The organism is Streptomyces sp. NPDC088157 (assembly GCF_044741545.1).
In the GTDB taxonomy this organism is placed as follows: domain Bacteria; phylum Actinomycetota; class Actinomycetes; order Streptomycetales; family Streptomycetaceae; genus Streptomyces.
This window is the reverse complement of record NZ_JBIUSU010000002.1, coordinates 499,577-524,751: the sequence shown is the minus strand read 5'-3', so window position 1 is coordinate 524,751 and position 25,175 is coordinate 499,577. Positions and strand designations below refer to the sequence as shown.

General features: G+C 72.7%; 16 protein-coding genes. 9 read left to right on the top strand and 7 right to left on the bottom strand.

From position 1 onward, the window contains the following. The first annotated feature begins 85 nt into the window (after positions 1-85). From ACIPFH_RS08630 to fxsT, 6 genes are all read left to right on the top strand, one after another. Positions 86-1,108, top strand: a complete 1,023-nt coding sequence (locus ACIPFH_RS08630) for a MoxR family ATPase (RefSeq protein WP_356259633.1) — start codon at positions 86-88, stop codon at positions 1,106-1,108. Between the two features lie 7 nt (positions 1,109-1,115). Then, entirely contained in the window at positions 1,116-4,844 is a 3,729-nt protein-coding gene (locus ACIPFH_RS08625; RefSeq protein ID WP_401824412.1) for an SAV_2336 N-terminal domain-related protein, read from the top strand. Positions 4,845-4,875: 31 nt separating this feature from the next. Then, complete coding sequence (gene fxsA / locus ACIPFH_RS08620; protein ID WP_401824410.1) at positions 4,876-5,118, top strand: FxSxx-COOH cyclophane-containing RiPP peptide; 243 nt, start codon at positions 4,876-4,878, stop codon at positions 5,116-5,118. Positions 5,119-5,308: 190 nt separating this feature from the next. Continuing rightward, a complete protein-coding gene (locus tag ACIPFH_RS08615) occupies positions 5,309-6,466 on the top strand; it encodes an FxsB family cyclophane-forming radical SAM/SPASM peptide maturase (RefSeq protein WP_401824408.1) in 1,158 nt (385 codons plus the stop codon). Continuing rightward, positions 6,466-7,929, top strand: coding sequence for an aKG-HExxH-type peptide beta-hydroxylase (locus ACIPFH_RS08610; protein ID WP_401825108.1), 1,464 nt, complete (start codon positions 6,466-6,468; stop codon positions 7,927-7,929). Before ACIPFH_RS08615 ends, ACIPFH_RS08610 begins: the two co-directional genes overlap by 1 nt. A 129-nt stretch (positions 7,930-8,058) precedes the next feature. Then, the gene (gene fxsT / locus ACIPFH_RS08605) at positions 8,059-11,070 is read left to right on the top strand and encodes an FxSxx-COOH system tetratricopeptide repeat protein (RefSeq protein ID WP_401824406.1); all 3,012 of its coding nucleotides are present in this window, start codon (positions 8,059-8,061) and stop codon (positions 11,068-11,070) included. Between the two features lie 85 nt (positions 11,071-11,155). Here the strand turns inward: fxsT and ACIPFH_RS08600 are convergent, their stop codons facing one another. From ACIPFH_RS08600 to ACIPFH_RS08585, 4 genes are all read right to left on the bottom strand, one after another. Then, on the bottom strand, positions 11,156-14,977 hold the full coding sequence (locus ACIPFH_RS08600; protein WP_401824404.1) for a multifunctional oxoglutarate decarboxylase/oxoglutarate dehydrogenase thiamine pyrophosphate-binding subunit/dihydrolipoyllysine-residue succinyltransferase subunit: 3,822 nt from the start codon (positions 14,975-14,977) through the stop codon (positions 11,156-11,158). Between the two features lie 302 nt (positions 14,978-15,279). Then, positions 15,280-16,383, bottom strand: a complete 1,104-nt coding sequence (locus tag ACIPFH_RS08595; RefSeq protein ID WP_356250057.1) for an ATP-binding protein — start codon at positions 16,381-16,383, stop codon at positions 15,280-15,282. Beyond that, complete coding sequence (locus tag ACIPFH_RS08590; protein ID WP_356250055.1) at positions 16,380-17,120, bottom strand: response regulator transcription factor; 741 nt, start codon at positions 17,118-17,120, stop codon at positions 16,380-16,382. The genes ACIPFH_RS08595 and ACIPFH_RS08590 overlap by 4 nt, the downstream gene beginning before the upstream one ends. Before the next feature lie 122 nt (positions 17,121-17,242). Further along, positions 17,243-17,929 carry a spermidine synthase gene (locus ACIPFH_RS08585; protein ID WP_401824402.1) on the bottom strand — a complete coding sequence of 229 codons (687 nt, stop codon included), beginning with the start codon at positions 17,927-17,929 and terminating at the stop codon, positions 17,243-17,245. A gap of 228 nt (positions 17,930-18,157) precedes the next feature. Between ACIPFH_RS08585 and ACIPFH_RS08580 the strand changes: the two genes are divergently transcribed. Continuing rightward, positions 18,158-18,916: a rhomboid-like protein gene (locus ACIPFH_RS08580; RefSeq protein ID WP_401824400.1), complete on the top strand. Its 759-nt coding sequence runs from the start codon at positions 18,158-18,160 to the stop codon at positions 18,914-18,916. Positions 18,917-19,257: 341 nt separating this feature from the next. On the opposite strand, the gene ACIPFH_RS08575 is transcribed toward ACIPFH_RS08580, so the two are convergent. Together ACIPFH_RS08575 and ACIPFH_RS08570 are read right to left on the bottom strand one after the other, a co-directional pair. Beyond that, positions 19,258-20,277 (bottom strand): DUF5954 family protein, encoded by a 1,020-nt coding sequence (locus tag ACIPFH_RS08575; RefSeq protein WP_401824398.1) that lies wholly within the window; start codon positions 20,275-20,277, stop codon positions 19,258-19,260. Positions 20,278-20,408: 131 nt separating this feature from the next. Next, complete coding sequence (locus ACIPFH_RS08570) at positions 20,409-21,065, bottom strand: GNAT family N-acetyltransferase (RefSeq protein ID WP_401824396.1); 657 nt, start codon at positions 21,063-21,065, stop codon at positions 20,409-20,411. 178 nt (positions 21,066-21,243) lie between these two features. Here ACIPFH_RS08570 and lon point away from each other — a divergent pair, with 178 nt between their 5' ends. Then, complete coding sequence (gene lon, locus ACIPFH_RS08565) at positions 21,244-23,658, top strand: endopeptidase La (protein WP_401824394.1); 2,415 nt, start codon at positions 21,244-21,246, stop codon at positions 23,656-23,658. Positions 23,659-23,839: 181 nt separating this feature from the next. After that, positions 23,840-24,319, top strand: coding sequence for a MarR family winged helix-turn-helix transcriptional regulator (locus tag ACIPFH_RS08560; RefSeq protein ID WP_401824392.1), 480 nt, complete (start codon positions 23,840-23,842; stop codon positions 24,317-24,319). Positions 24,320-24,375: 56 nt separating this feature from the next. Here ACIPFH_RS08560 and ACIPFH_RS08555 read toward each other — a convergent pair whose 3' ends face one another. After that, positions 24,376-25,167: a hypothetical protein gene (locus tag ACIPFH_RS08555; RefSeq protein WP_401824390.1), complete on the bottom strand. Its 792-nt coding sequence runs from the start codon at positions 25,165-25,167 to the stop codon at positions 24,376-24,378. Positions 25,168-25,175: the final 8 nt, after the last annotated feature.

Genomic DNA, 25,175 nt, shown 5'->3' with positions numbered 1-25,175 from the left:
GGCCCCTTACCAGGCACTCCCAGGATGGATAACGTGATGCACGTTCGGACGGCCGCGGCGGTGGACGAGTGACGAGGACCGGATCATGACCGAATCCAGTGAGTGGCTCATCTACCGAGGCGCCGGCGAACCGCACGACGGGATCGAGCGGCTGCCCGATCCGCCGCCCTGGCGGGACTTCACCAGCCGGGACGCGGCGGGCTCCGGCGACGGGTCCGAGGACCGCAGGCTCGGCGCGCACCGGCACTTGGCGGAACTGCACCGGCCGGGCGCCGAGGAGTTGGAGATGATCAACGCGGCGCTCTATCTGCGCCGCCCCCTGCTCGTCACGGGCAGCCCCGGCGCGGGCAAGAGCACGCTCGCCCACTCGGTGGCGTACGAACTCGGCCTCGGCAACGTGCTGCGCTGGTCGATAGTCAGCCGTTCCGCGCTCCAGGACGGGCTCTACCACTACGACGCGATCGCCCGGCTCCAGGACGTGCAGATCGCCGCGCAGGGCGGGTACGGGTCGGCGGCGGGCTCGCCGGGCGCGGTCGAGGGCATCGGCAGCTACATCCGGCTGGGACCGCTCGGCACCGCGCTGCTGCCCTCCGACACCCCGCGCGTCCTGCTCATCGACGAGCTGGACAAAAGCGACATCGACCTGCCCAACGACCTGCTGAACGTGCTGGAGGAGGGCGAGTTCGCGATCCCCGAGCTGGAGCGCATCGCCGACCGGCTGCCGGACGGCGAGGCGGAGGTGCTGACTGCCGACGGCGTGAAGGTACGGGTGCGGGACGGCCGGGTACGCTGCCGGGCCTTCCCGTTCGTCGTGCTCACCAGCAACGGGGAGCGCGACTTCCCGGCCCCGCTGATGCGCCGGTGCATCCACCTGGAGCTGGGGCGCCCCGACCACAACCGGCTCGCCACCTTCGTACGCGCGCATCTCGGTGACGAGGCGGCGCGCGCGGGGGACGACCTGATCACGCGGTTCCTGGAGCGGTCGCGCAGTGAACTCCTCGCGGCGGACCAGCTGTTGAACGCGATCTACCTCACCGACGCGGCAGCGCCGCCCAGTCGTGACCGCCTGGCCGACCTGCTCATCCAGCGACTCGACCGCCCGAGGTGAGGGCCTGATGCCCGACGCAGCGGCCCGCCACGGCCCCGTCCCACCCGACGGCCCCCGCCCCGGCACACCGGGCCCCGCCCCGGCCGACCGCCGCCCCGCCGCCCCGGGTGCCGCCCAGGGTGGCGTTCCGGCCGAGGGTCACGGTTCCGACGCCCAGGGCCCCGTCCCACCCGACGGCAGCCGCGCCCGCATGCCGGGCCCGGTTCCGGCCGACGGTCGCCGTCCCGACGCCCAGGGCCCCGGCCTCCCCGACGGCCGCCGTCCCGAGAGCCCCGGTGCCCTTCGGGCCGGGGGGCATGGTTCCGATGACCCTGGCGGCCCGGCCGGGGAGCACGATTTCGGGGTCCCGGGTAGCCCGGGTGGGGACCGTGGTGGGTCGGGTTCCGTGGGGCGCGGCGGGGATCCGCTGGCCGAGCTCGTCGCGCGGCTGCGTGAGGTCGGGCTGGACCCGGACGTACCGCAGTTGTGCGACGCGCTCTGGCTGGCGCGGTGGACCCGGCCGGTGCAGGACCCGGAGCCGGAGGGGCCGTCCGTCCGGGCCGGCGGGCGCCCGGCACCACGGCTCGCCGGGTCGCACGGCCGGGGCGCGGACGCGCGGGCGGATGAGCGGACCGAGCGGCCGCCGCGGCCGCCGCAGGACGTGGGGGCCGACGGGCGGGTGAGCCTGTACCCGGTGCCGCAGGACGGAGCGTCGCGGGCCCGTGGCGCGGGACGGGCCGCCGCGCTGCCGGTGGGCGTACCCGCCGCCCCGGTGCTGCCCGCGCCGCTCGAACTCCAGCGTGCCTTACGGCGGTTGCAGCGCTACCGGAGCCCGGCGCCGCCCTTGCGGATGAGGCTCGACGAGACGGCGACCGCGGAGCGCAGCGCACAGGCCGGCGGCCTGATCCTGCCCGTCCACCGGGCCGTCACCCGGGGCGACGCCCGGCTGCAACTGGTCATGGACGCCTCGTCCTCGATGCGCGTGTGGGACCGGCTGTTCATCGAACTCCAGCAGGTCTTCGGCCAGTTGGGCGCCTTCTCCGACATCCAGGTCAGTCACCTGCACCAGGGGCCGGACGGGGAGCCGGCCGTCAGCCGCAGCCCCGACGCCTACGCGGCGCCGCTGCACTCCGCGGACCGGCTCAGCGACCCCACCGGCCGCCGGATCGTCCTGTTCGTCAGCGACTGCGCGGGTCCCCTGTGGCACAGCGGTCACGCGCACCGGCTGCTGCACCAACTCTCCCGGCAGGGCCCGGTCGCGGTGCTCCAGCCGCTGCCGCAACGCCTGTGGAACCGCACCCGGCTCCCCGTGCTCTTCTGCCGGTTGAGCCGTGGCGAGACGCTGGGCGGAGCGGCCGCACTGCGCGTACGCACCCCCGCGGGTGTCCCGGCGGAGGCGCGCCGGGGCGCGCTGCCGGTGCCGGTGCTGCCACCCGAGCCGGTGGCCCTCGGCGCCTGGGCCCGGCTGTTGTCCGGCGGCGGGCCGGTCCCGGGGGCCGTGGGCTGGGTGCGCGCGGACCAGCCGCCCGCGCCGGCAGCGCGCGCGGACCGGCGGCGCACGCCCTTCGAACGGGTCAGCCGGTTCAGCTCCAGCGCCTCCCCGGCCGCCGGACGGCTCGCCGTCTACCTGGCCGCCGCGCCCCTGTGCCTGCCGGTGATGCAGCTCGTCCAGCGCACGATGCTGCCCGACTCGGGTCCGGCCGAACTCGCCGAGGTGCTCGTCGGCGGCCTCGTCACGCGCGCGTCGGAGGAGTACGCCGACGGCGGCGCCCAGTGGTACCGCATCGAGCCCGACGTCCGTGACGCCCTGCTGTCCCGGCTGGGCCGCGACGAGGCCATGCTGGTGCTCAAGCACTGCTCGGAGTACATCGAGCAGCGCTTCGGCAAGGGCGGCCCCAACTTCCCGGCCCTCGCCCTGGCGCAGCTCGGCGACGGCGACACGGGCCGGTCGTCCGCGTCCACCACCCACCGCACGGGTCACGACCACGGCGGTCACAGGAACCACGGGGACCACGGCGACCACGGGGACAACGGCGGCAACGGCGACGAAGCCCCCGTGCCGCAGCCCTTCGCGGAGGTCGCGGCCCGCGTCCTGCGGCGGTTCATGCCGCTGCCCGAGCAGTTCGAGACCTACGGCGGCCGGACCGGCCAGGGGCCCACCGCGGACCGGCCGACGCACCAGGCGGTCCGCAGGGCGCGGGCACTGATCGAACGCTTCGACAGCGAGGGCATGATCCAGGACGTCATCGACGCGGTGCAGCTGCTGCGCGGCGCCACCGAGCGCGAGCGGGCGGCCGCGGACCCCGAGCTGTGGGCCGAGTACGCGCACTGCACGCTGCGCCTGTGGGAGGTGCAGGGCGGCGACGACCTGCTCCAGAAGGCCGAGGCGGCCGCGGAACGGGCGACCGCGCACCCGGGCCGGCTGCGCGAACGGGCCGTGCTGGCCCGGGTGCTGCACGCGGCCGCGACCGACCGCAGGCGGCGCGGCGACCGGACCGGCGCCCTGGACCTGCTGCGCCGCGCCGACCGCGAGTACGCCGTCGCCTGCGCGGCACCCGGACTCGACGAGAACCAGGCGCTGAAGCTCACCCTGGAACGGGTGCGCGCCCTGGAGGCACAGTGGCGGCTCGGCGGGGACAGCGCGCTGCTCCAGGGCGCCGTCGGCATGCTGGAGGCCTTCGCCGACGTCTGGCCCGACCGGCGCCGGCGCCCGCCCGAACTCCCCCTGGAACACGGCCGGATCCTGCTGCGGCTCTCCGGCGCCACCGCAGACCCCGTCCAGGCCCGCCTCTACGCCGAGCAGGGCGCGCAGTCGCTGCGCAACGCCCTGGACACCGGCGCGGAGCCGTACACCGCCGAGTCGGCACGCGCGCGTGTGCGCATCCTGCTCGACCTGGTCGACGCGCTGCTCCAGGCGGGCGGCCCCCTGGACGACGCCCAGGCCCGGGTCGACGAGGCCCTCGCACTGGTGCGCGACCAGGGCCGGCGGGCGTCCTTGCTGGCGCGGGCCGGGCGCATCGCCGTGGCCCGTTACGCCGAGTCGGGCGAACCGGCGGAGCTGGAGGCGGCCGCGGACCGCTTCGGCGAGGCCGCCCAGCGGATGTCCCGGGACGCGCCCGCGCACGCCGACGTCCTCGCCGAGTGGGGCGAGGCGCTGTTGCGGCTGGCCGGGCTCCAGTCCGGGGTGCGGGCGCGGGACGCGTTGTCCCGGGCGATCCGAGTACTGCGGGACTGCCGGATGGAGACCCCGGCGGGCAGCCGTCAGGTCGCCCACCGGCTGCTGCTGCTCGGCCGCGCGCTGATGCTGCGCTACCGGGCCCGCGGGGACCGGGTCGACCTGCGCGAGGCCGAGCACCTTTTCGGCCTCGCGGCGGCGGACGCGGAGGACCCCCTGCTCGCCGCCCGTTGCCGCCTGGAACTCGGCCAGGTCCAGTTCGAGGCCTACCGCAGCCTGCGCCGTCCGGCCCGCCTGGACCTCGCGGTCGACGCCTTCCGCGACGCGGCGGAGTCCGCCCGGGAGGCGGAGAGCGTGGCCGAAACGGACCGCCGACGGCAGGAGGCCGTCCGCACGGGTGCGCAAGCACACCACTGGCGGGGTATGTCCTACGAGGCGGCCGCTCGTCCGAGGGCTGCCCGGGAGGCCTATCGTGCCGCCCGCGCGGAGTGGTCGCGGCTCCCCGAGGGCAGCCTGGTCGCCGACGGCCCCACGGCCGCGGAGACGGCCGAGCGGCTGGCCGCACTGGAGCGCGCGACGTGACCGGGGCGAACCGGGAGGGGTGGGGAACGGGATGGACGGACACGTCGAACCGGCAGACCGCGCGGGGCCGACAGAGGATCCGTCGTCGGACCTGTCGGGCCCCTCGGACCTGACGGATCTGCCGGACCTGACGGATCTGCCGGACCTGACACGGCTGAGCCTGGCCGAACTGGGCACGGTGCAGCATCCGCTGCTCAAGGAGGTGCTGGCGGATCTGCGCGAGCGGGCCCGGCGGCCGAGCGAGATGCTCTGGGGCTGGAACAGCTCGTTCTGAGCAGCCCGGCCCGAACAGCCGCGAGCCCGGGCCGCCGCACGCGGAGGCCCCGTCGCCACATGGCTTTCGGTCTTCTCGTCCACCGAATCGGCCAGCGTGGGCCGCCGCGCGTTTGCGGGGCGCTCGGTCACGGGAAACGGTTCCAGTGCGAGAGGGGTCGTGGCACGGGCATACGACAGGGGGTGCTGAGGTGTCCGAACAGCCCGCGCCCTTCCGGCAGTTCATCGTCAAGGTGCACGGCCGCTGCAATCTCGCGTGCCGGTACTGCTACCTCTACGAGGGTCCCGACGACACCTGGCGCGACCGCCCCGCCGCGGCGCTCCCCGAGGTGCTGGACCGCACCGCCGCTCGCATCGCCGAGCACGCGCGCACGCACGGCCTGAAGGCGCTCTCGGTGATCCTGCACGGCGGCGAGCCGCTGCTGGCGGGCGCCGACACGCTCGGCCGGTTCACCGCTCTGGTCCGTGACCGCGCCCCGAGGGGCTGCGCCGTCCGCGCCGTCGTCCAGACGAACGCCACCCTGCTGACCGAGGAGAACCTGACGACCCTGGCCCGGCACCGGATCGGCGTCGGCATCAGCCTCGACGGCGGCCGCGCCGCCCACAACACCCGACGCGTCGACCACGCCGGACGCCCCTCCTGGCCCGCGGCCTCCCGTGGAGCACGCCTGGTGGCCGACCGATTCCCGCAGTCGTACGCCGGCGTCCTCACGGTCGTCGACCTCGACCGGGACCCGGTGGAGACGTACGAGTCCCTGCTCGCCCTGCGCCCGCCGGCTCTGGACCTGCTGCTGCCGCACGGGAACTGGTCGGCCCCACCGCCCCACGGGGGCGGCACGGGGACGGCGTACGGCGACTGGCTGTGCGCCGTCTTCGACCGCTGGTGGAAGGCCGGACGGCGGGAGACGCGGGTGCGGCTGTTCGAGGAGTGCATCTCGCTGCTGCTGGGCCTGCCGGCGGTCACGGAGGCCCTGGGGCTGGAGCCCTTCGACGCCGTGGTGGTCGAGACGGACGGATCGATCGAGCAGGTGGACGCCCTCAAGTCGGCCTACCGGGGCGCGGCGAGCACCGGCCTGGACGTCTTCGACAACAGCTTCGACGAGGCGCTGCGGCACCCGGGGGTGGCCGCCCGACAGGCGGGCGTGGAGGCTCTCGCCGACCGGTGCCGCGCCTGTCCGCTGCTCGCGGTCTGCGGAGGCGGTCACTACGCCCACCGGTACCGGGCGGGACACGGCTTCCGCAATCCCTCCGTGTACTGCGCCGACCTCCAGCGTTTCATCCGTCATGTGGCCGCCCGGCTCGCGGACGCCGCCGTGGTCCCGTCCGCACCCGAAGGGGGCGCCCCGTGATCCTCCCGGCGGTCTGGGACCGGGCTCTCACCGAACTCGGCCGGTCCGAGGGCGGCGCCGACACGCTCGCCCTCCTCGTCCGGGATCAGGACACGCGACGGCTGCTCCTGCTGCGGGCCGTGCTCGACGCGGCCCAGGCGGCGGACGCGGCCGTCTGCCCGCCCGCCGAGAAGTCGCGGCTGCGGGACGACTGGGCACTGCTCTCGGAGGCCGACCGCGCCGGACGGGCCGACCGGGCTCGCGGACCCGCCGGCGGTGTCGCCGCCTCCTCCGCCCGCGCGCGGCTGCTGTACCCGCTCACCGGGCCCTGGGCGCTGACCTGTCTGCGCGGCCTGGACCCGGTGGAGCGACCGCCCGCACCGGAGGACGCCCGCGAACTCCGGCGCGCGCTGGCACACTTCAGCGCCCTCGCCGCCACGGCCGCCGCACGCGCCGGCATCCCCTTCACCACCGAGCTGACGGCCCACGACGGAGTGCTCCACCTTCCCTCCCTCGGGACCCTGCACACGGCCACCGCCGGCGACACGGCGGTCCGGGCGGTCCACGCGCGGAACCGGCTGACGCTCCGTCGGCCCGACGCGCCGGACGTCACCGTGTTCCTGGAGCACGGCTTCGGCGCCTGGTCCGGCGCGCTCTCCTGGACGTCGGCCCACGCGCTGCCGGGACTGGTGCCGGGGGCCCCGCCCATGCCCCTGGACGATCTCGCCCCCTACCGCTCGGTGCGGGACGATCCCCGTCACCGAGCCCTGAGCGCGCCGACGACGCTGGACGACCCGGAGCGCAAGCGGTGGCTGCAGGCGTGGTCGGGCACGGCCGCCGCCCTGCGCACGGGCGGCGAACGCCGGGTGACGGAGGCACAGGCGCTGCTGCGCTGCCTCGTCCCCCTGGAGATGCCGCCGGACGCGGAGGGGCCGGGGGAGAGCGACGGCGGCTGCAGCGCGACGCGGCGCGACGCGTTCGGCGCACTGCTGTGCAGCACCCCGCCCTCGCCGGTGGCCTTCGCGGCGACGCTCGTCCACGAACTGCAACACGCGAAGCTGGCGGCGCTGAGCGATCTGACGACGCTCCATCAGGCCGGTTCCGAAGCCCGCTACTTCGCGCCCTGGCGGCCGGACCCACGCCCGTTCGACGGTCTGCTGCAGGGCGCCTACGCGCATCTGGGGCTCGCGGACTTCTTCCAGCGCCGCGCGCTCACCGCGGATCCCGCCCACCGGGAGTCGGCCTGGGCCCAGCACGCCCGCTACCGCGCCCAGGTCGGCGCGACCCTGCCCGCGCTCGTCGGCTCGCCCCGGCTCACCGTCCGGGGACGGCGGTTCGTCGACTCCATGGCCGCGGCCTACGAGAACATGTCCGAGCACCCCGCCCCCCGGGGCCACACCGCCCGGGCCCAGGCGTATCTGAAGGCCGCGCGCATGCTGTGGACGCGGCGTCAGACTCCGTCCACGCCACGGCTGAATGAGTGAAGATACCCGCGTCGAGCCGTCCACTGCGGAAAGATCGTCGCGCCGAGGTGTCGTTCGCGGGCCCGCCGTACTTACCAGCGATGCGCCGAGGTTCTAGGATTTTGTGGACTACGCGCTGGAGGCCGCTGCATGTCTGGAGCTCGTACGCCGGTCACGACGACCGTGGGGGAGGCGGCCGAACAGACCGTCACGATCAGCTTCGCCGGGTTCAACCGCGCCTGGGCGGCCTGGGTCGGCGACCGGCTGGAGCGCCGGGGACTGCGCGTGGTCTTCCAGAGGTGGGACGCCCCGGCGGAGATTCCACTCGTCGACCTGCTGCGTCATCTCATGATGGCCGAGGGCCGGATCCTCGTCGTGGTCAGCGAGTGGTACTTCCAGATGGGGCCGCGCAGCCGCGAGGAGTGGAACGCCGCCCTGAGCGAGGTGGTGGCCCCGGACCCCGCACGTTTCGCGGCCGTCTCCGTCACCACGGCGTCCCTGCCCACAGCGGCCGCCGTGCTGGCGCCGGTCGAACTGATCAACGTCGGAGCCGACGAGGCCGAGCGGCGACTGCTGGAGCGCCTCGGGCTGACGTCCGCGCCGCGGCCCGAGGAAGCGACGGTCGAGCGGCGTTCACCGCGATTCCCGGCGTCCATGCCCGAGGTGTGGGGCGGGGTCCCGCGCCGCAACACCCGATTCACCGGCCGCGAGCCGCTCCTCAACGACGCCTACCACCAGCTGCAGGGCGCCGCGCCGGGCGCGGGCGTGGTGACGTTCCACGGAATGTCCGGGGTGGGCAAGACCCAGCTGGCGGCCGAATACGTCTACCGCTTCGGGTCCGAGTACGACGTCGTGTGGTGGGTCAACGCCGAGAAGCGGGTCACCTACCGACGGCTGCTGGCCGAACTCGCCCCCAAACTGGGCCTGCGGACCGGCCAGGAGTACGGCGAACGGCTGCGCGCGGTGAGGGACTCGCTGCGCCGGGGCGACCCGTACGCCCGATGGCTGCTGATCCTGGACGGCGCCGACGAGCCCGACCAGATCTGGGACCTCGTGCCCACGGGCCCCGGCCACGTGATCATCACCTCGCGCAACCCCGAGTGGAGCGAGCACAACAGCATGCTCCTGGAGGTGCCGGTGTACGCGCGAGACGAGTCGGTGGCGTTCATCCGCCGCCGCGCGCCGCGTCTCAGCGAGCCGGAGGCGGACCAGCTCGCGGACGCCCTGGAGGACCTGCCGCTGCTGCTGGACCAGACCGCGGGCTGGCTCAACGACTCCGACCTGTCGGTCCAGCAGTACATCGGACTGCTGGAGGGCGGCATCGACCAGGACGTCGTCAAGGTCTCGGCGGACTTCCCGCTCGCCTTCCAGACCGCCTGGTCGATACTGCTGAACAAGCTCCGCGAGACCGTGCCCGAGTCCGTCGACCTCCTCAGGCTCTGCACCTTCTTCGCCCCCGGCTTCATCCCGGTACGCCTCCTCAAGGAGATGCCGAGCGGCGACCTGCCCGAACAGATCGCCGGCCTGCTCAACGACCCGCTGCTGTGGAACAAGGCGATCAGCCAGCTGCGCCAGTACTCCGTGGTCCGCCTGGAGTCCCACGAGACCCTCGGCGACGAGGCTGCCTCCTCCGGAGAGTCCCTCTACCTGCACCGCATGGTCCACCAGATCGTCCAGAAGGACATGCCGGACGCGGACCGGGCCGAGTTCATCGACGTCGTACGACGGGCCCTCGCCGCGGCGGACCCACGCCGGCCCACCGACACCCGCCTGTGGCAGCGGTACGCCGACCTGGTGCCCCACCTGAAGTACGCGGACGTCCTCAACAGCCGGGACCCGGCCGTACAGGGCATGGTCCTCAACTGCCTGCGCTACATGTACTTCTCCGGCGAGTACGTGGCCGGCAGCAAGCTCGGCGAACGTGCCATGGAGGCCTGGCGCTCGCTGCTCGGCGAGAGCCACCCCAGGATCTGGGAGCTGACGTTCCACTACGTCAACGTGCTGCGCGCCGGCGGCGAGTACGCGCGCACCGAGGTCCTCAACCGCGCGGCCGTCGAACAGCTCCGGGAGGAGCGGGGACCGCAGGACCTGGAACATCTGCGCTTCGCCAGCGGCCTCGCCGCCGACCTGCGCGGCCTGGGCCGCTACGACGAGGCCCTCGAACTGTCCCGGTGGACCCAGGCGGCCTACCACGAGCTTCTCGGCGAACAGGACTCGCGCACCCTCAACGCACGCAACAACGTGGCCGTCTCGCTGCGCCTGCTCGGCGTCTACCAGGAGGCGCTGAACATCGACCGGCAGGTCATGGAGGCGCGGCGGCTGGTCCTGAAGGGGCGTCACCCGTGGACGCTCGACTCCCAGATCTCCTACTCCATCGACCTGCGGCTGCTGGGCCGCTACACCGAGGCCGAATCGATCCAGGCCCAGAGCGTCCGCGACAACGCGATCGTGATGGGGGACAGCAACCCGCAGACCCTGAAGGCCGAGTACAACCTCGCGCTGTGCCACTACCGCAACGGCGAGCGCGCCAGGGCCGGCGAACTCTTCAGCACCGTCCTGGAGAACGGTGAGCGGGTGATGGGCGAGACCCACCCGTGGACCCTCATGTTCGCCTGCGCCCAGAGCTGCTTCGCTCGGGAGCACGGCGACATCGACCGGGCCCGGGAACTCAGCGAGGCCGTCGTCGCGCGCTACGAGATCATGCTCGCCGACGCGCACCCCTTCGTCGCGGGCGCCCGCGCCAACCAGGCCCTCATCCTGCGCAACGTGGGTGAACGGGAGCACGCCCACGTCCTCATCGAGCAGGCGCTGGCCGCCATGACGGAGGCGGTCGGGGAGAGCCACCCCTGGGCCCTGGGCTGCGCCCTCAACGCCTCCGCGCTGCGCAACCTCGTCGGGGACACCGAGAGCGCGGCGGAGCTCAGCAGGGACACCGTGACCCGGGCCGCCGAGTCGCTCGGCCGCACCCACCCGCTGACCCTGTCGGCCCGCATCGCGCACGCGGCCGACCTGCGTGGGCTGCGGGACCGCCGACAGGCGGAGAAGGTCGAGCAGGAGGCGTTGTCGGACCTGGAGGCGACGCTCGGCAAGCAGCACGTCCACACGGTGTCGGCCCGCTCCCGCAACCGCCCGTTCTGGGACTTCGAGCCCCAGACGTCCTGACCCGGACGAACGCGGAAGGGCCCGCCGCCGGAAACCTCCGGAAGCGGGCCCTTCGCCGTCGTACGGGCTGTCGAGGGTCAAAGGCTCAGGCCTCGAACACCTCACGCACCAGCTGCTCCTGCTCCGCCTGGTGGCGCTTGGCGGAACCGACCGCCGGCGACGAGCCGTGCGGGCGCGAGATGCGGCGCAGGCGTTCACCGTGCGGGATGTCGGCGCCGACCGCCAGGTCCAGGTGGTCGATCAGGTTCAGGGCGATGAACGGCCAGGCACCCTGGTTGGCCGGCTCCTCCTGGACCCACAGGTACTTCTCGGCGTTCGGGTACTTGTTGACCTCGGCCTGGACCTCGGCACCCGGCAGCGGGTACAGCCGCTCGAGGCGGATGATCGCCGTGTCCGTGACCCCGCGCTTCTGCCGCTCGGCCTCGAGGTCGTAGTAGACCTTGCCGGAGCAGAAGACGACCTTCTTGACCGCGTTCGGCTGCACCGAGGTGTCGCCGATGACCGGGCGGAACTGCCCGTTCGTGAACTCCTCCGCCTTCGACGCGGCGGCCTTGAGGCGCAGCATCGACTTCGGGGTGAAGACGACCAGCGGCTTGTGGTGCGGGTTGTGCACCTGCCACCGCAGGAGGTGGAAGTAGTTCGACGGGAGCGTGGGCATGGCCACCGTCATGTTGTTCTGGGCGCAGAGCTGGAGGAAGCGCTCGACGCGGGCCGAGGAGTGGTCCGGGCCCTGGCCCTCGTAGCCGTGGGGGAGCAGGAGCGTGACGCCGCTCGTCTGGCCCCACTTCTGCTCCGCCGCCGAGATGTACTCGTCGACGATCGTCTGCGCGCCGTTGACGAAGTCGCCGAACTGCGCCTCCCACAGCACGAGCGCGTCGGGCCGGGCCAGCGAGTAGCCGTACTCGAAGCCCATGACCGCGTACTCGGACAGCAGGGAGTTGTAGACGTTGTAGCGCGCCTGCTCCTCGGCGAGGTACTGGAGCGGGGTGTGCTCCTCACCCGTCTCGCGGTCGATGAGGACCGCGTGGCGCTGGCCGAAGGTGCCTCGCTGGGAGTCCTGGCCGGACAGCCGGACCGGGGTGCCCTCGAGGAGGAGGGAGCCCACGGCCAGCGTTTCGCCCATGCCCCAGTCGATCGTGCCGTCCTCGACCATCGACGCCCGGCGCTGGAGCTGCGGCAGCAGACGCGGGTGGACGTGGAAGTAGTCGGGGATGTTGACCTGCGACTCGGCGATCCGCTTCACGACCTCCGTGGAGATCGCGGTGTTCACGGCGACCGGGAACTCCGCCTGCGGGTCGGACTCCGAGCCCGTGTTCGGCTGGGCGGTGACGGCCTCACGGACCTCCGTGAAGACCTTCTCCAGCTGGCCCTGGTAGTCCTGGAGCGCCTGCTCCGCCTCTTCCAGGGTGATGTCGCCGCGGCCGATCAGGGACTCGGTGTACAGCTTGCGCACCGAGCGCTTCTTGTCGATCAGGTCGTACATCAGCGGCTGGGTGAAGGCCGGGTTGTCCGACTCGTTGTGACCGCGGCGGCGGTAGCAGATGAGGTCGATCACCACGTCCTTGTTGAACGCCTGACGGAACTCGAAGGCCAGCCGGGCCACCCGGACCACGGCCTCCGGGTCGTCGCCGTTCACGTGGAAGATCGGCGCCTCGATCATGCGGGCCACGTCGGTGGCGTACATCGAGGAACGCGACGACTCGGGAGCCGCCGTGAAGCCGACCTGGTTGTTGATGACGATGTGGACCGTGCCGCCGGTGCGGTAGCCGCGCAGCTGCGACATGTTGAGCGTCTCGGCCACCACGCCCTGGCCCGCGAAGGCCGCGTCACCGTGCAGGGCGACCGGCAGGACCGTGAAGTCCGTGCCGCCCTTGTTGATGATGTCCTGCTTGGCGCGGGCGATGCCCTCGATGACCGGGTCGACCGTCTCCAGGTGGGACGGGTTCGCGGCCAGCGAGACCTTGATCTGCTCGCCGTCCAGGCCGGTGAAGGTGCCCTCGGCGCCCAGGTGGTACTTCACGTCGCCGGAGCCGTGCATCGACTTCGGGTCGAGGTTGCCCTCGAACTCGCGGAAGATCTGCGCGTACGACTTGCCGACGATGTTCGCGAGGACGTTGAGGCGGCCGCGGTGGGCCATGCCGATGACGACCTCGTCCAGACGCGACTCGGCGGCGCTGTCGATGACCGCGTCGAGCAGCGGGATGACGGACTCGCCGCCCTCCAGGGAGAAGCGCTTCTGGCCGACGTACTTGGTCTGCAGGAAGGTCTCGAAGGCCTCCGCCGCGTTCAGCCGGCGCAGGATGCGCAGCTGCTCCTCGCGCTCCGGCTTGCTGTGCGCGCGCTCGATGCGGTCCTGGATCCAGCGGCGCTGCTTCGGGTCCTGGATGTGCATGAACTCGACGCCGGTGGTGCGGCAGTACGAGTCGCGCAGCACGCCGAGGATGTCGCGCAGCTTCATCAGGGACTTGCCCGCGAAGCCGCCGACCGCGAACTCGCGCTCCAGGTCCCACAGGGTGAGGCCGTGCTCGGTGATGTCCAGGTCGGGGTGCTTGCGCTGGCGGTACTCCAGCGGGTCGGTGTCGGCCATGACGTGGCCGCGGACCCGGTAGGAGTGGATCAGCTCGAAGACCCGCGCGGCCTTGGTGACGTCGTCGTCGTGGCTGGCGTCGATGTCCTTGAGCCAGCGGACCGGCTCGTAGGGGATGCGCAGCGCCTCGAAGATCTCGTCGTAGAAGCCGTTCTCCCCGAGGAGGGCGTTGGCGACGACGCGGAGGAACTCGCCGGAGGCGGCGCCCTGGATGACCCGGTGGTCGTAGGTCGACGTGAGCGTCATGACCTTCGAGATGCCGAGCTTGTTCAGGGTGTCCTGGGAGGTGCCCTGGAACTCCGCCGGGTAGTCCATCGAGCCGACGCCCATGATGACCGACTGGCCGGGCATCAGACGCGGGACCGAGTGGACGGTGCCGAGACCGCCGGGGTTGGTCAGCGAGACCGTGACACCGGTGAAGTCGTCCATCGTCAGCTTGCCGTCACGGGCGCGGCGGACGATGTCCTCGTAGGCCTGCCAGAACTCGAAGAAGTTCAGCGTCTCGGCCTTCTTGATGCCGGCCACGACGAGCTGGCGGTCGCCGTTGGGCTTCACCAGGTCGATGGCCAGGCCGAAGTTGACGTGCGGCGGCTTGACGAGGGTGGGCTTCCCGTCCTTCTCCGCGTAGTGCCAGTTCATCGACGGCATGGCCTTGATGGCCTGCACCATCGCGAAGCCGATCAGGTGCGTGAAGGAGATCTTCCCGCCCCGGGCGCGCTTGAGGTGGTTGTTGATGACGATGCGGTTGTCGAACAGCAGCTTCACCGGGACCGCGCGCACGGACGTGGCCGTGGGCAGCTCCAGCGAGGCGTTCATGTTCTTGGCGACCGCGGCGGCCGGGCCGCGCAGCGTCACGAACTCGGGCCCCTCGGCGGGCGTGGCCGCGGCGGGCGCGGGCTTCGCGGCGGCCGGCCTGGCGGCCGGGGCCGCCTTCACCGGAGCCGGAGCGGCCGCCGCGGGCCTCGGGGCCGCGGCCGGCGCGGGGGCCGGAGCGGCGGGAGCCGGGGCGGCGGGTGCCGGAGCAGTGGGTGCCGCCTGGGCCGGGGCGGCCGGGGCGGCGGGCGCCGGGGGTGCGCTGGTGGTCGCTGCGGCCCCCGCGGCCGCAGTACCCGCCGGAGTCGAGGGCGTGGCAGCCCCCGGCTTGTAATCGGCGAAGAAGTCCCACCAGGCACGGTCTACCGAGTTCGGGTCCTGGAGGTACTGCTGATAGATCTCGTCGACGAGCCACTCGTTCGGTCCGAACGCGGCCGCGGGATTCTTGCCCGCTTGGTCTGCGTCGGTCGAGATGCTCGATGCGTTACTGGGGGACTGTGGCGACACGGCGGCAACCGCCCTCTTCCGCTTCACAAGGTGATGGACAGCGGGAATAAAGGCTACGCCCCCTGGAGGGTGAAGGTCAGACCGGGCCCGCGCATCGTCGTGTAAGTCACATCGGAAAGCGTGTTTCGCGGCTGTAAATGGCGGGAAACAAGCGCGGTTGTGCGTCAAAAGGGTGTGCTGATGCCCGGTCGCGCACGCCGAGCGTGCGGACCCGTGCCGACCTGGAACGGTCCGCTGCCTGATCACACGTGTCCGGCTGCGCGGACGTCGGTGGATCTTGTGGCTCCGGTTCGAACTTTACGTCAACTTGGGACGGAGGACTCTCCCGGAAGAGTGACAAGAATCCGGCAGCCCCGCTCGGATTCGGCCACACCGATCCGGCCGCCGTGAAGATCGACCGCCCACCGGGCGATCGCCAGACCCAGCCCGGTACCGCCGTCGCTGCCCGGACCGTGCGGCCGGCGGACGGCCCCGCGGTTGAACCGCTCGAACACGCGGCGCCACTCCGAGCGCGGAATGCCGGGCCCCTCGTCCAGGACCTCGATCTCCAGCGACTCCGGGAGGGAGCCGCGCCGCGCCTTCACCGTCACCCGTCCGTGCGGCGGACTGTGCTTGACCGCGTTGTCGATCAGGTTCGCGACGACCTGGTGGATGCGCTCCGGGTCCGCGTGCGCGGTCAGCTCGGGCGGGCACACGTCCAGGTGCAGATGGACGTCCGTGCGCGTGTGGCTGCCGCCCGAGCCCATCGTGGCGCGCGCCGAGGCGACCATGTTGGCCTCCTTCAGCACCCCGGACAGGTACGGCCACACCTCGAAGCGCCGTGTGCGCAGCGGGACGACGCCGTTGTCGAGGCGGGACAGGTCCAGCAGCGTCTCCACCAGCCGCCCGAGCCGCTCCGTCTGCTTCAGGGCGGTGCGCATCGTCTCGGTGTCCGCCTCGGCGATCCCGTCGACGACGTTCTCCAGGACGGCGCGCAGGCCGGCGATGGGCGTGCGCAGCTCGTGCGAGACGTTGGCCACCAGCTCCTTGCGCTGCCGGTCCTGCGCCTCCAGCTCGTCCGCCATGACGTTGATCGTCTGGGCCAGGTCGCCCAGTTCGTCGCCGCGGTTCTCGCTCACCCGGCGGGTGTAGTCGCCGTGCGAGATGGACCGGGCCACCGTGTTCATCTCGTCCAGCGGCGCGGTGAGGGAATGCGCCACGAACTGCGTGATCAGCAGTGTGGCGATCATCGAGAAGACCGTGATGAAGCGGAGCTCCGTCTTGGTGTGCACCGCGATCATCGACAGACCGGTGGTGATCAGCACCGAGATGACGACCAGCGCACCCAGCTTGGTCTTGATCGAGAACGGGCGCACGCGACCCCAGGGCTCCCCGGGGCTTCTCGGTCCGTCCGGCCCTGAGCTCATGGCGTCGGGGTCTCCAGCGCGTAGCCCACACCGTGCACCGTGCGGATCCGCTCGGCGCCGATCTTCCGCCGGAGCGCCTTGATGTGGCTGTCGACGGTACGGGTGCCGGAGGCGTCCGCCCAGTCCCAGACCTCCGCGAGGAGCTGCTCACGGGAGAGCACCGCGCGCGGGGTGTTCGCCAGGCAGACCAGCAGGTCGAACTCGGTGGGCGTGAGGTGCACGTCCTCCGAGCGCACCCGGACCCGGCGCTGCGCGTGGTCGATCTCCAGCTCGCCGAGCCGCAGGATCCCGCTGCGCGGCGTGGTCGCCGCGATCGCGGCCCGTTCCACCCGGCGCAGCAGCACGTGCACACGCGCCGCCAGCTCCCGCATCGAGAACGGCTTGGTCATGTAGTCGTCGGCGCCCACGCCGAGCCCGACCAGCATGTCGGTCTCGTCGTCGCGCGCGGTGAGCATCATGACCGGCACCGGGCGGGAGGCCTGCACACGGCGGCAGACCTCCAGGCCGTCGAAGCCGGGCAGCATGATGTCGAGGATCAGCAGGTCGGGCTGCCAGGCCTCTGCCGTGTCGACGGCCGCCGGGCCGTCGCCCGCCGTTTGCACGAGGAATCCCTCGGCGCGCAGGCGGGCCGCGATGGCGTCCACGATCGTCGGGTCGTCCTCGACCACCAGGACGCGCCGCTGCGCTCCCGGAGTCGCCGTCGCCGCGGTGTTGTGTGCGGTGTGTGTCTGCTCCATCGCCCGCCCCTGAGTGTGCTTTCCGGAACCAGTGGGGTGATCCCATGTCTGCGCATGACTGCGGTTGACGCGTAAATGATCGGCGTCAGGGGTGCAGCGTACGGGGAGTCACCACGGCTTTGCTATCCAGGTCGGACGGCGAGATGCACGACGTCCGGCACTCCTCGGGCAACCGGGATCTCTTCGGTACGCACCTGTTGGAACCCGGCATTCCCCATGGTTCCCTCGAATTCCGGAGAGGGGCGGGCAGACCACACGGCCAGTACCCCACCGGGTCTCAACACCCGTGCGCAGCATGCGAGTCCGGCCTCGGAGTAGAGGCTGTCGTTGCCCTCGGTGACGGTCCAGTCGGGCCCGTTGTCGATGTCGAGGCATACCGCGTCGAATGTGTCGCATGTCTCATTGACGTAGTCGAGCAGATCAGCTTCGACGATCCTCGACCGCGGATCGGCGAGAGCGTCGCCGGAGAGCGCGGCCAGCGGGCCGTCGAGATGCCAGTCGATGACGGCGCGCTCGCGCTCCACGACGGTGACACCGCCCCAGCGGGGATCGGCGGCGGCGTGGGCGAGGGAGAAGCCGACTCCGAGTCCGCCGATCAGCAGATCGGGCGAGGGGCGGTCGGCCAGCGCGGCCAGCGCGGCGTCGACCAGCAGCCGTTCGGAACGGCCGTCCGAGGTGTCCATCAGGAAGCAGCCGTTGGCGATGATCTGGAGCAACTCCCCGTGCCGGCGCAGGACCACCTCGCCGTAGGGGCCCTCGCGACGGTCCAGGACTTCGGGGGCGTCGGGGATGTCGAACGGGATGGGCATCAGCCCATCCTGGCACTTTCCTGGCGGTTCGTTGAGGGAATTCCGTGTGCGGCGGATGCGATTGACGTACGCCTGTTCGGAACGGGTGGGAGGCGCGTTCGGAACTTGTAGGAGTCGGCCAGGAGAAGTCTCAGAGCTTTCTGTGAATCGGCTCAGGCGTGGCGTCGGTCACAGACAGCGGACAGTCGCGGCGCGAAAAGTGAGGTGAAACGGAAGGAGCGCCTCACGGTGGAACGCACGGCCGCACCCACGAGCCCGCCCCCGCCCGACGTCTCCGGGCTGCTGGACGGCATCCCGGCCCAGCACACTCCGTCACGCGCCCGGCCGTCGGCCGAGGCGGCCGCCGCGCCGCTCGCAGAAGCGGCCCCCCGCCGCCGGTACCGGATCCCCGTCCCCTTCACCCTCGCCTACGCGGCGGTCCTCGCCGGCACCTCGTATGCCACCGCGCACGCGGACCCCGCCCTCGTGCACACCCTGCACCAGGGCGCCAGCACGGACGTCGCGCATCTGCTGCGGACACCGGTGCTGGTCCTGGTGGCCAGCGCGCTGTGGGTGGCGGGTGGCTTCGCCTCCCCCTTCACGCTCGGCTTCCTGGTCGTCCTCACGACGCTGGAACGGCGCATCGGCGGAGTCCGTACGGCCGCCGTCTTCCTCCTCGGGCATGTCCTGGCCACCCTCGCGACCGAGGTCCCGGTGGGCCTGGGGGTGCTCGTGGGCCGGCTGCCCGACAGTTCGTTGCACCGCCTCGACTACGGCATCAGCTTCGGCGTCGCCGCGAGCGTCGGCGCCCTGGCGGGTCTGCTCCGGCCGTGGCTGCGCGGGCCGCTCCTCGTCGCCTTCGGCGGGATGCTGCTCCAGGACCTGATCGCCTTCACCGATCCGATGACCAACTGGGGGCATCTGATCGCCCTGGCGATAGGCGTCGCCACCTGGCCGTGGGTCCGCAGCTGGGACCGGGACGGGGGCCGACGACTTACCGGTTGCTGAACGATCGCGCCGGTGGCCGTGGCCAGGGCCAGGGCCGTGGCTGGTGGTGGGCGGACGCCGGTCGTCGGTGACGGAACGCCTGCGGCGGGACGCCGGTTGCCGGTGTCGGGACGCGTATGGCCTGCGGCGTGACGCCGGTTGCCGGTGGCGGGACGCGTATGGCCGGTGGGGGGACGCCGGTCGTCGGTGACGGAACGCCTGCGGCGGGACGCCGGATGCCGGTGGCGGGACGCCGGTTGCCGGGCTGCGGCCACCGGTCGTCGGTCGATGGCCGGCGGTCGTCGTGCGTCAGCCGGCGGTCGTCACCCGTCAGTGGCCGGTCGGGAGTCGTCCTGCCGGTGTCAGTCGTCGAACTGGACCGTGCCGTCCTCGTGCAGGGTCGGGTGGAGCTTCATGGGGCCGTACTCGTCGACGTCCGACGGGCGGGGCGGTTCCGGGCCGTCGGGGCCCAGGCGGACCATCCGCTCGACGCGGCAGATCCGGAACAGGCGGCCCTCCACGCTCGCCTCGTCGGCCCGCCCGGCGGCCCGGAACGCCTCCGCGGCCCGCGCGTACAGGATCTTCTTGCGCTCGTCGAAGCGGTAGAGCATCGCCCAGACGCGGGCCATCCCCTCGTACAGCGAGCGGCGGGCCTCGTGCGGGGTCGCCGCCAGGGACCCGCACGGGGTCCAGCCGGAGTCGTCGCGTTCGGCCACCGAGAAGCCGACGGGCAGCCGCACCACGTCCGGGTGCGTCCGGGCCGCCCATTCGGAGTCCGCGCGCACGTCGGCCGGGAAGCGGGCGCCCGTGTACGTGAAGTCGCGCAGGCCCAGCCGCAGGGCGCCCGCCATCGGGCCGTCGTCCCGGTCGGGGTCCAGGACGTAGCCGACGTCCGGCGACGGGCCGGCGACCGGGTCCTCCCACGACGGGTCGGGGGGCTCGAGGTCGGTGGGCCGGGGCGGCTCCAGACCGTCGTCACCGGTACGGGCGAACTCGTCGCCGCGCACCACCCGGTAGCGCACGCCCAGTGCCTCCACCTCGTCGGCCGGAGCCCGCTCCAGCACGGCCACGGCCGCCAGCAGCTCACGCCGGACGGCCCGGTCGCCCGGGCCGTCCTTCGCCTTGAACCACAGGTACGAGTTCAGTCCGTCCCGGGCCTGCTGGGGCATGCCGTCCACCACCGGCTTCAGCAGCCGCCAGCCGGGCTCGGCGGCGGCCGGGTCGCACGCGGCGATACCGAAGACGGGTCCGCGCAGCGCGATGTGCGGATAACGCCGCGAGGCCTCGACGGCGTCCGCCTCCGTCACCCAGGCGACGGGGTCGTCACGGCGGACCAGGTCGGCGTGGAGGGCGTCGAGACGTCGCTTCCAGTCATCGGTCATAGGCGCATTGTGGTCGGGGCGGCGGGCGACTTAGGGGTGAATGCCGGAAGTGGGCGGGGTACGGGGAGGGGGCGCGAGGGGCGCGCCCCGTCGTGCGACTCCGCAGGGTGCGCCCCCGGGGCCGCCGGACGTCACCCCTGCGTGTCCCCCGTGAACTTCGCGCTGGTCAGCGAGGACTCGACGCGCCAGCCCAAGGACTCGTACAGTGCCCGCCCGTCCGGGGTCGCGCCCAGAACGCCGGTCCTGGCGCCCTGTTCGACCGCCGCGCGGTGGAGCGTCCGCATGACGAGGGCGCCGAGCCCGCGGCGGCGGTGGCCGGGGGAGGTCTCGATCTGGTCGACGACCGCCGTCGCGCCGGTCGGTGCGATCTGCCCGCGCGCGGCGAGGGAGCCGTCCGGGGCGGCGATCATGGTGCGGGTCACGCCGCCGCGCGACCAGGTGCGCGTCCGGTAGCCGTCGGGGGCGCAGCCGGGCGGCGCGTCCGTGAGCGGGGCCGTCATCAGGAAGCCGGGCTCGGGGTCGATCCACCAGCCGGGGCCCAGCCAGGGCCCGGCCACCGCCGGGTCGGCGAACACCTTGAGCCACACACCGGCCCCGGTCACCGAGCCCGCCACCTTTCGGACGACCGGCTCCCGCACGGCGTCGTTCGTCGCGCCCAGCACGTGCCGGCTGACGTGATGGGTTCCCGTTCCCACGTCGATGGTCCAGCCCCACGGCTCGGTCAGGGGCGGCGCCGCCCCGCGCGACACGACCCAGCCGTCCACCCACGCCCGGACGAACCGATCCACAGAGACCCCCTGGTAATAGCCCTTATATGGCTACGACTATTACGCCAACCGTATGCCCGAAGGCCTGCGGGACGACAGTCGTGATCGCCCACAGCGAACGGGGCGCACCATGGGGAACATTCGAGGACTCACGTGCATTGAGTCGGCATAGCTCAACTTGACTGCCGAAGGGGAGATCATGGCATCGACGTCCGCTCCGCTCACTCTGCCCGTGCTGCCTCTCGATGACGAGGTCGTACTCCCCGGCATGGTGGTTCCGCTGGACCTCAACGACACCGACGTACGGGCCGCGGTGGAGGCCGCACAGGCCGCCGCCCGTTCAACGCCCGGCAAGCCCCAGGTACTCCTGGTCCCGCGCATCGACGGGACGTACGCGAGCACCGGTGTGCTCGGCACCGTCGAGCAGGTCGGCCGGCTGGCCGACGGCGACCCGGGCGCGCTGATCCGCGGCCGTGGCCGTGTGCGCATCGGCGCCGGCACCACCGGGCCGGGCGCGGCCCTGTGGGTCGAGGGGACGACGGTCGACCAGAGCGTCCCCGAGCCGCTGCCCGGTCATGTCGCCGAACTCGTCAAGGAGTACAAGGCGCTCGCCACCGCCTGGCTCCGCAAGCGCGACGCCTGGCAGGTCGTCGACCGCGTCCAGGCCATCGACGACGTCTCCACGCTCGCCGACAACTCCGGTTACTCACCGTTCCTGACCACCGCACAGAAGGTGGAGCTCCTGGAGACCGCCGACCCGGTGGCCCGCCTGAAGCTCGCCACCCAGCAGCTGCGCGACCACCTCGCCGAGCAGGACGTGGCCGAGACGATCGCCAAGGACGTCCAGGAGGGCGTCGACAAGCAGCAGCGCGAGTTCCTGCTGCGGCGCCAGCTCGAAGCCGTCCGCAAGGAGCTGCGCGAGCTCAACGGCGAGCAGGAGGGCGAGGAGTCCGACGACTACCGTGCCCGCGTCGAGGCCGCCGACCTGCCCGAGAAGGTCCGCGAGGCCGCCCTCAAGGAGGTCGACAAGCTGGAGCGGTCCAGCGACCAGTCGCCCGAGGGCTCCTGGATCCGCACCTGGCTGGACACCGTCCTCGAACTCCCGTGGAACGAAAGGACCGAGGACCGGTACGACATCCAGGGCGCCCGTGCCGTCCTGGACGCCGAGCACGCCGGGCTGGACGACGTGAAGGAGCGGATCACCGAGTACCTCGCGGTGCGCAAGCGGCGCGGTGAGCGCGGCCTGGGTGTCGTGGGCGGCCGGCGCGGCGGTGCCGTGCTCGCGCTCGTCGGCCCGCCCGGCGTCGGCAAGACCAGCCTCGGCGAGTCCGTCGCCCACGCCATGGGCCGCAAGTTCGTCCGCGTCGCCCTGGGCGGCGTCCGCGACGAGGCCGAGATCCGCGGCCACCGCCGTACCTACGTGGGCGCGCTGCCCGGCCGGATCGTGCGGGCCGTCAAGGAGGCCGGATCGCTCAACCCGGTCGTGCTCCTCGACGAGATCGACAAGGTGGGATCCGACTTCCGGGGCGACCCGGCGGCCGCCCTGCTGGAGGTCCTGGACCCGGCGCAGAACCACACGTTCCGCGACCACTACCTGGAGGTCGAGCTCGACCTGTCGGACGTGGTCTTCCTCGCCACCGCCAACGTGCTCGAAGCCATCCCGGAGGCCCTGCTCGACCGCATGGAGCTGGTCCGCCTCGACGGCTACACCGAGGACGAGAAGGTCGTCATCGCCCGTGACCACCTGCTCCCGCGCCAGCTGGAGCGGGCGGGCCTGGACAAGGACGAGGTGGCCCTCGACGAGAGCGCGCTGCGCAAGCTCGCCGGCGAGTACACCCGTGAGGCGGGGGTGCGCACCCTGGAGCGGTCCATCGCGCGGCTGCTGCGCAAGGTCGCGGCCCAGCACGAACTGGGCGAGCGGGAACTCCCGTTCACCATCGGGGACGAGGATCTGCGCGGTCTGATCGGCCGGCCGCACCACGTGCCCGAGTCCGCCCAGGACCCGTCCGAGCGCCGGACCGCGGTGCCCGGTGTCGCGACCGGTCTCGCGGTCACCGGCGCCGGCGGTGACGTCCTCTTCGTCGAGGCGTCGCTGGCCGACCCGGAGACGGGCGCGGCGGGCCTGACCCTCACCGGTCAGCTCGGCGACGTGATGAAGGAGTCGGCGCAGATCGCGCTCAGCTTCCTGCGCAGCCACGGCGCCGAACTGGAGCTGCCGGTGGGCGACCTGAAGGACCGGGGCGTGCACATCCACTTCCCGGCGGGCGCGGTCCCCAAGGACGGCCCGAGCGCCGGCGTCACCATGACGACGGCCCTCGCGTCCCTGCTGTCCGGCCGGCTCGTCCGCACGGACGTGGCGATGACCGGCGAGGTCTCCCTCACCGGCCGGGTCCTGCCGATCGGCGGTGTGAAGCAGAAGCTGCTCGCCGCGCACCGGGCGGGTGTCACCACGGTGATCATCCCCAAGCGCAACGAGCCCGACCTGGACGACGTCCCGGCGGAGGTGCTGGACAAGCTGGACGTCCACGCCGTCACGGATGTCCGCCAGGTCCTGGAACTGGCGCTCGCGCCCGCCACGAGCGGTGCGGCGCCGGAGGTCCCGGTCGCGGCGTGAGACCGCGCCCCCGGAGGGGGGCGCCGTCCGCGGCGACCGGACGGGGAGGGCCCGGGTCCTGTGACGGAGACCCGGGCCTTCCCCGTGTCCGGTGCGCAGCCGAACCGCCGCCGGGCCGGGCCTGCGAAATACTGAGTGAGCTGCACCGACGGCAGCGACCGGCGAGATCAGGGGTGCTGACGTGCACGAGGACACAGACGGCGGGAAGCCGTCGCGTGGTGTGGAGCAGGGCGACCGGGAGTTCCTGTCCCTGGAGCGGGAGCTCACGGTGCTGCTGCGCCGCGCCCGCGCCAACCAGGGGGAGATGGCCCGCGAGGTCCACCCGGACCTGGAGTCCGCCGCCTACGGGCTCCTCGTCCGGCTGGAGGAGTGCGGCCGTCAGCGCGCCACGGAACTGGCCGGCTACATCGGCGTCGGCAAGGCCACCATGTCCCGCCAGCTGCGCGCGCTGGAGCAGCTCGGCCTGGTCGCCCGTGCGCCGGACCCGGCGGACGGCCGCGCCTGGCTGGTCGACCTCACCGAGGAGGGCCGCACCCGGGTGCGCAGGGTCCGCCAGGCCCGTCGCGAGCGGTACGTCAGCCACTTCTCCGACTGGGACCGCAGAGAGGTCGGGGAACTGGCCCGGCTGCTCGGCCAGCTGAACCGGGGGATGGAGAAGTGATCCGGAGCGGACCCGAGGGGGTCTGACCCGAAGGAGCACCGCCGCGTCCGCGCCCTTCAGAGCTCGACACACACCACCGTCGCGTCGTCGTGCGTCTTCGCCCGGCCCAACAGCGACCGCCCGGCGTGGTCGTCCGCGCGCTCCAGTTCCCGGACCCGCCGCACCAGCGCCCGGGCGCCCTCCTCGCCGACGAGGGCGCCCAGGTCCGTCCAGTCGCCCTCCCGGAAGACCTCCGCCCAGCGGGTGGCCCCGTCCGACAGTGCGGTCAGCGCGCGGACCTCCGCGCGCGGCACGCTCGCGGTGACCGCGCGGGCGGCCACCGCGGGGTCGGCCGCGGCCGTGAAGAACCCGCCCTCCTTGTTGCGGAGCGTGCCGTCGACGACCTCGGCGCTCCGCAGCAGGGCGCGCGGCAGGCGGGCCAGCCGGTCGTCGCGGACGGGGGTGACCGTGCCGTCCGGGGCCGTCAGCAGCAGCGTCGCGTCGCACAGGACCAGGTATTCGACGGTCCGCGGCGACCATCGCGCGAGGACCACGGTGGCCTGTGGGGTGCGTGGGTGAGAAAGGTCACAGGTTTCGGCATGGGCCCCGGCGGTACGCGCGATGGCGAGGGCGAGTGCCTCGACCAGCGGAACATCCGGGAGTGAAACGGTCAGTTCGGTCAGGGCGCCGCCCAACCGCGCGGTGAACCAGGGGACCGAATGCAGACAGCCCGCGCCGCCCGGCGGCGGCGTCACTCCGTCCAGCAGGACGAGCGAACCGCCCTGTCCGGAGGCGGGAAGTCCGACACTCGCGAAGTCCTCGTTGGGGCGGGCCCGATCACCGGCCTCCGACACAAGTTCCGTACGCATTCGGCCAG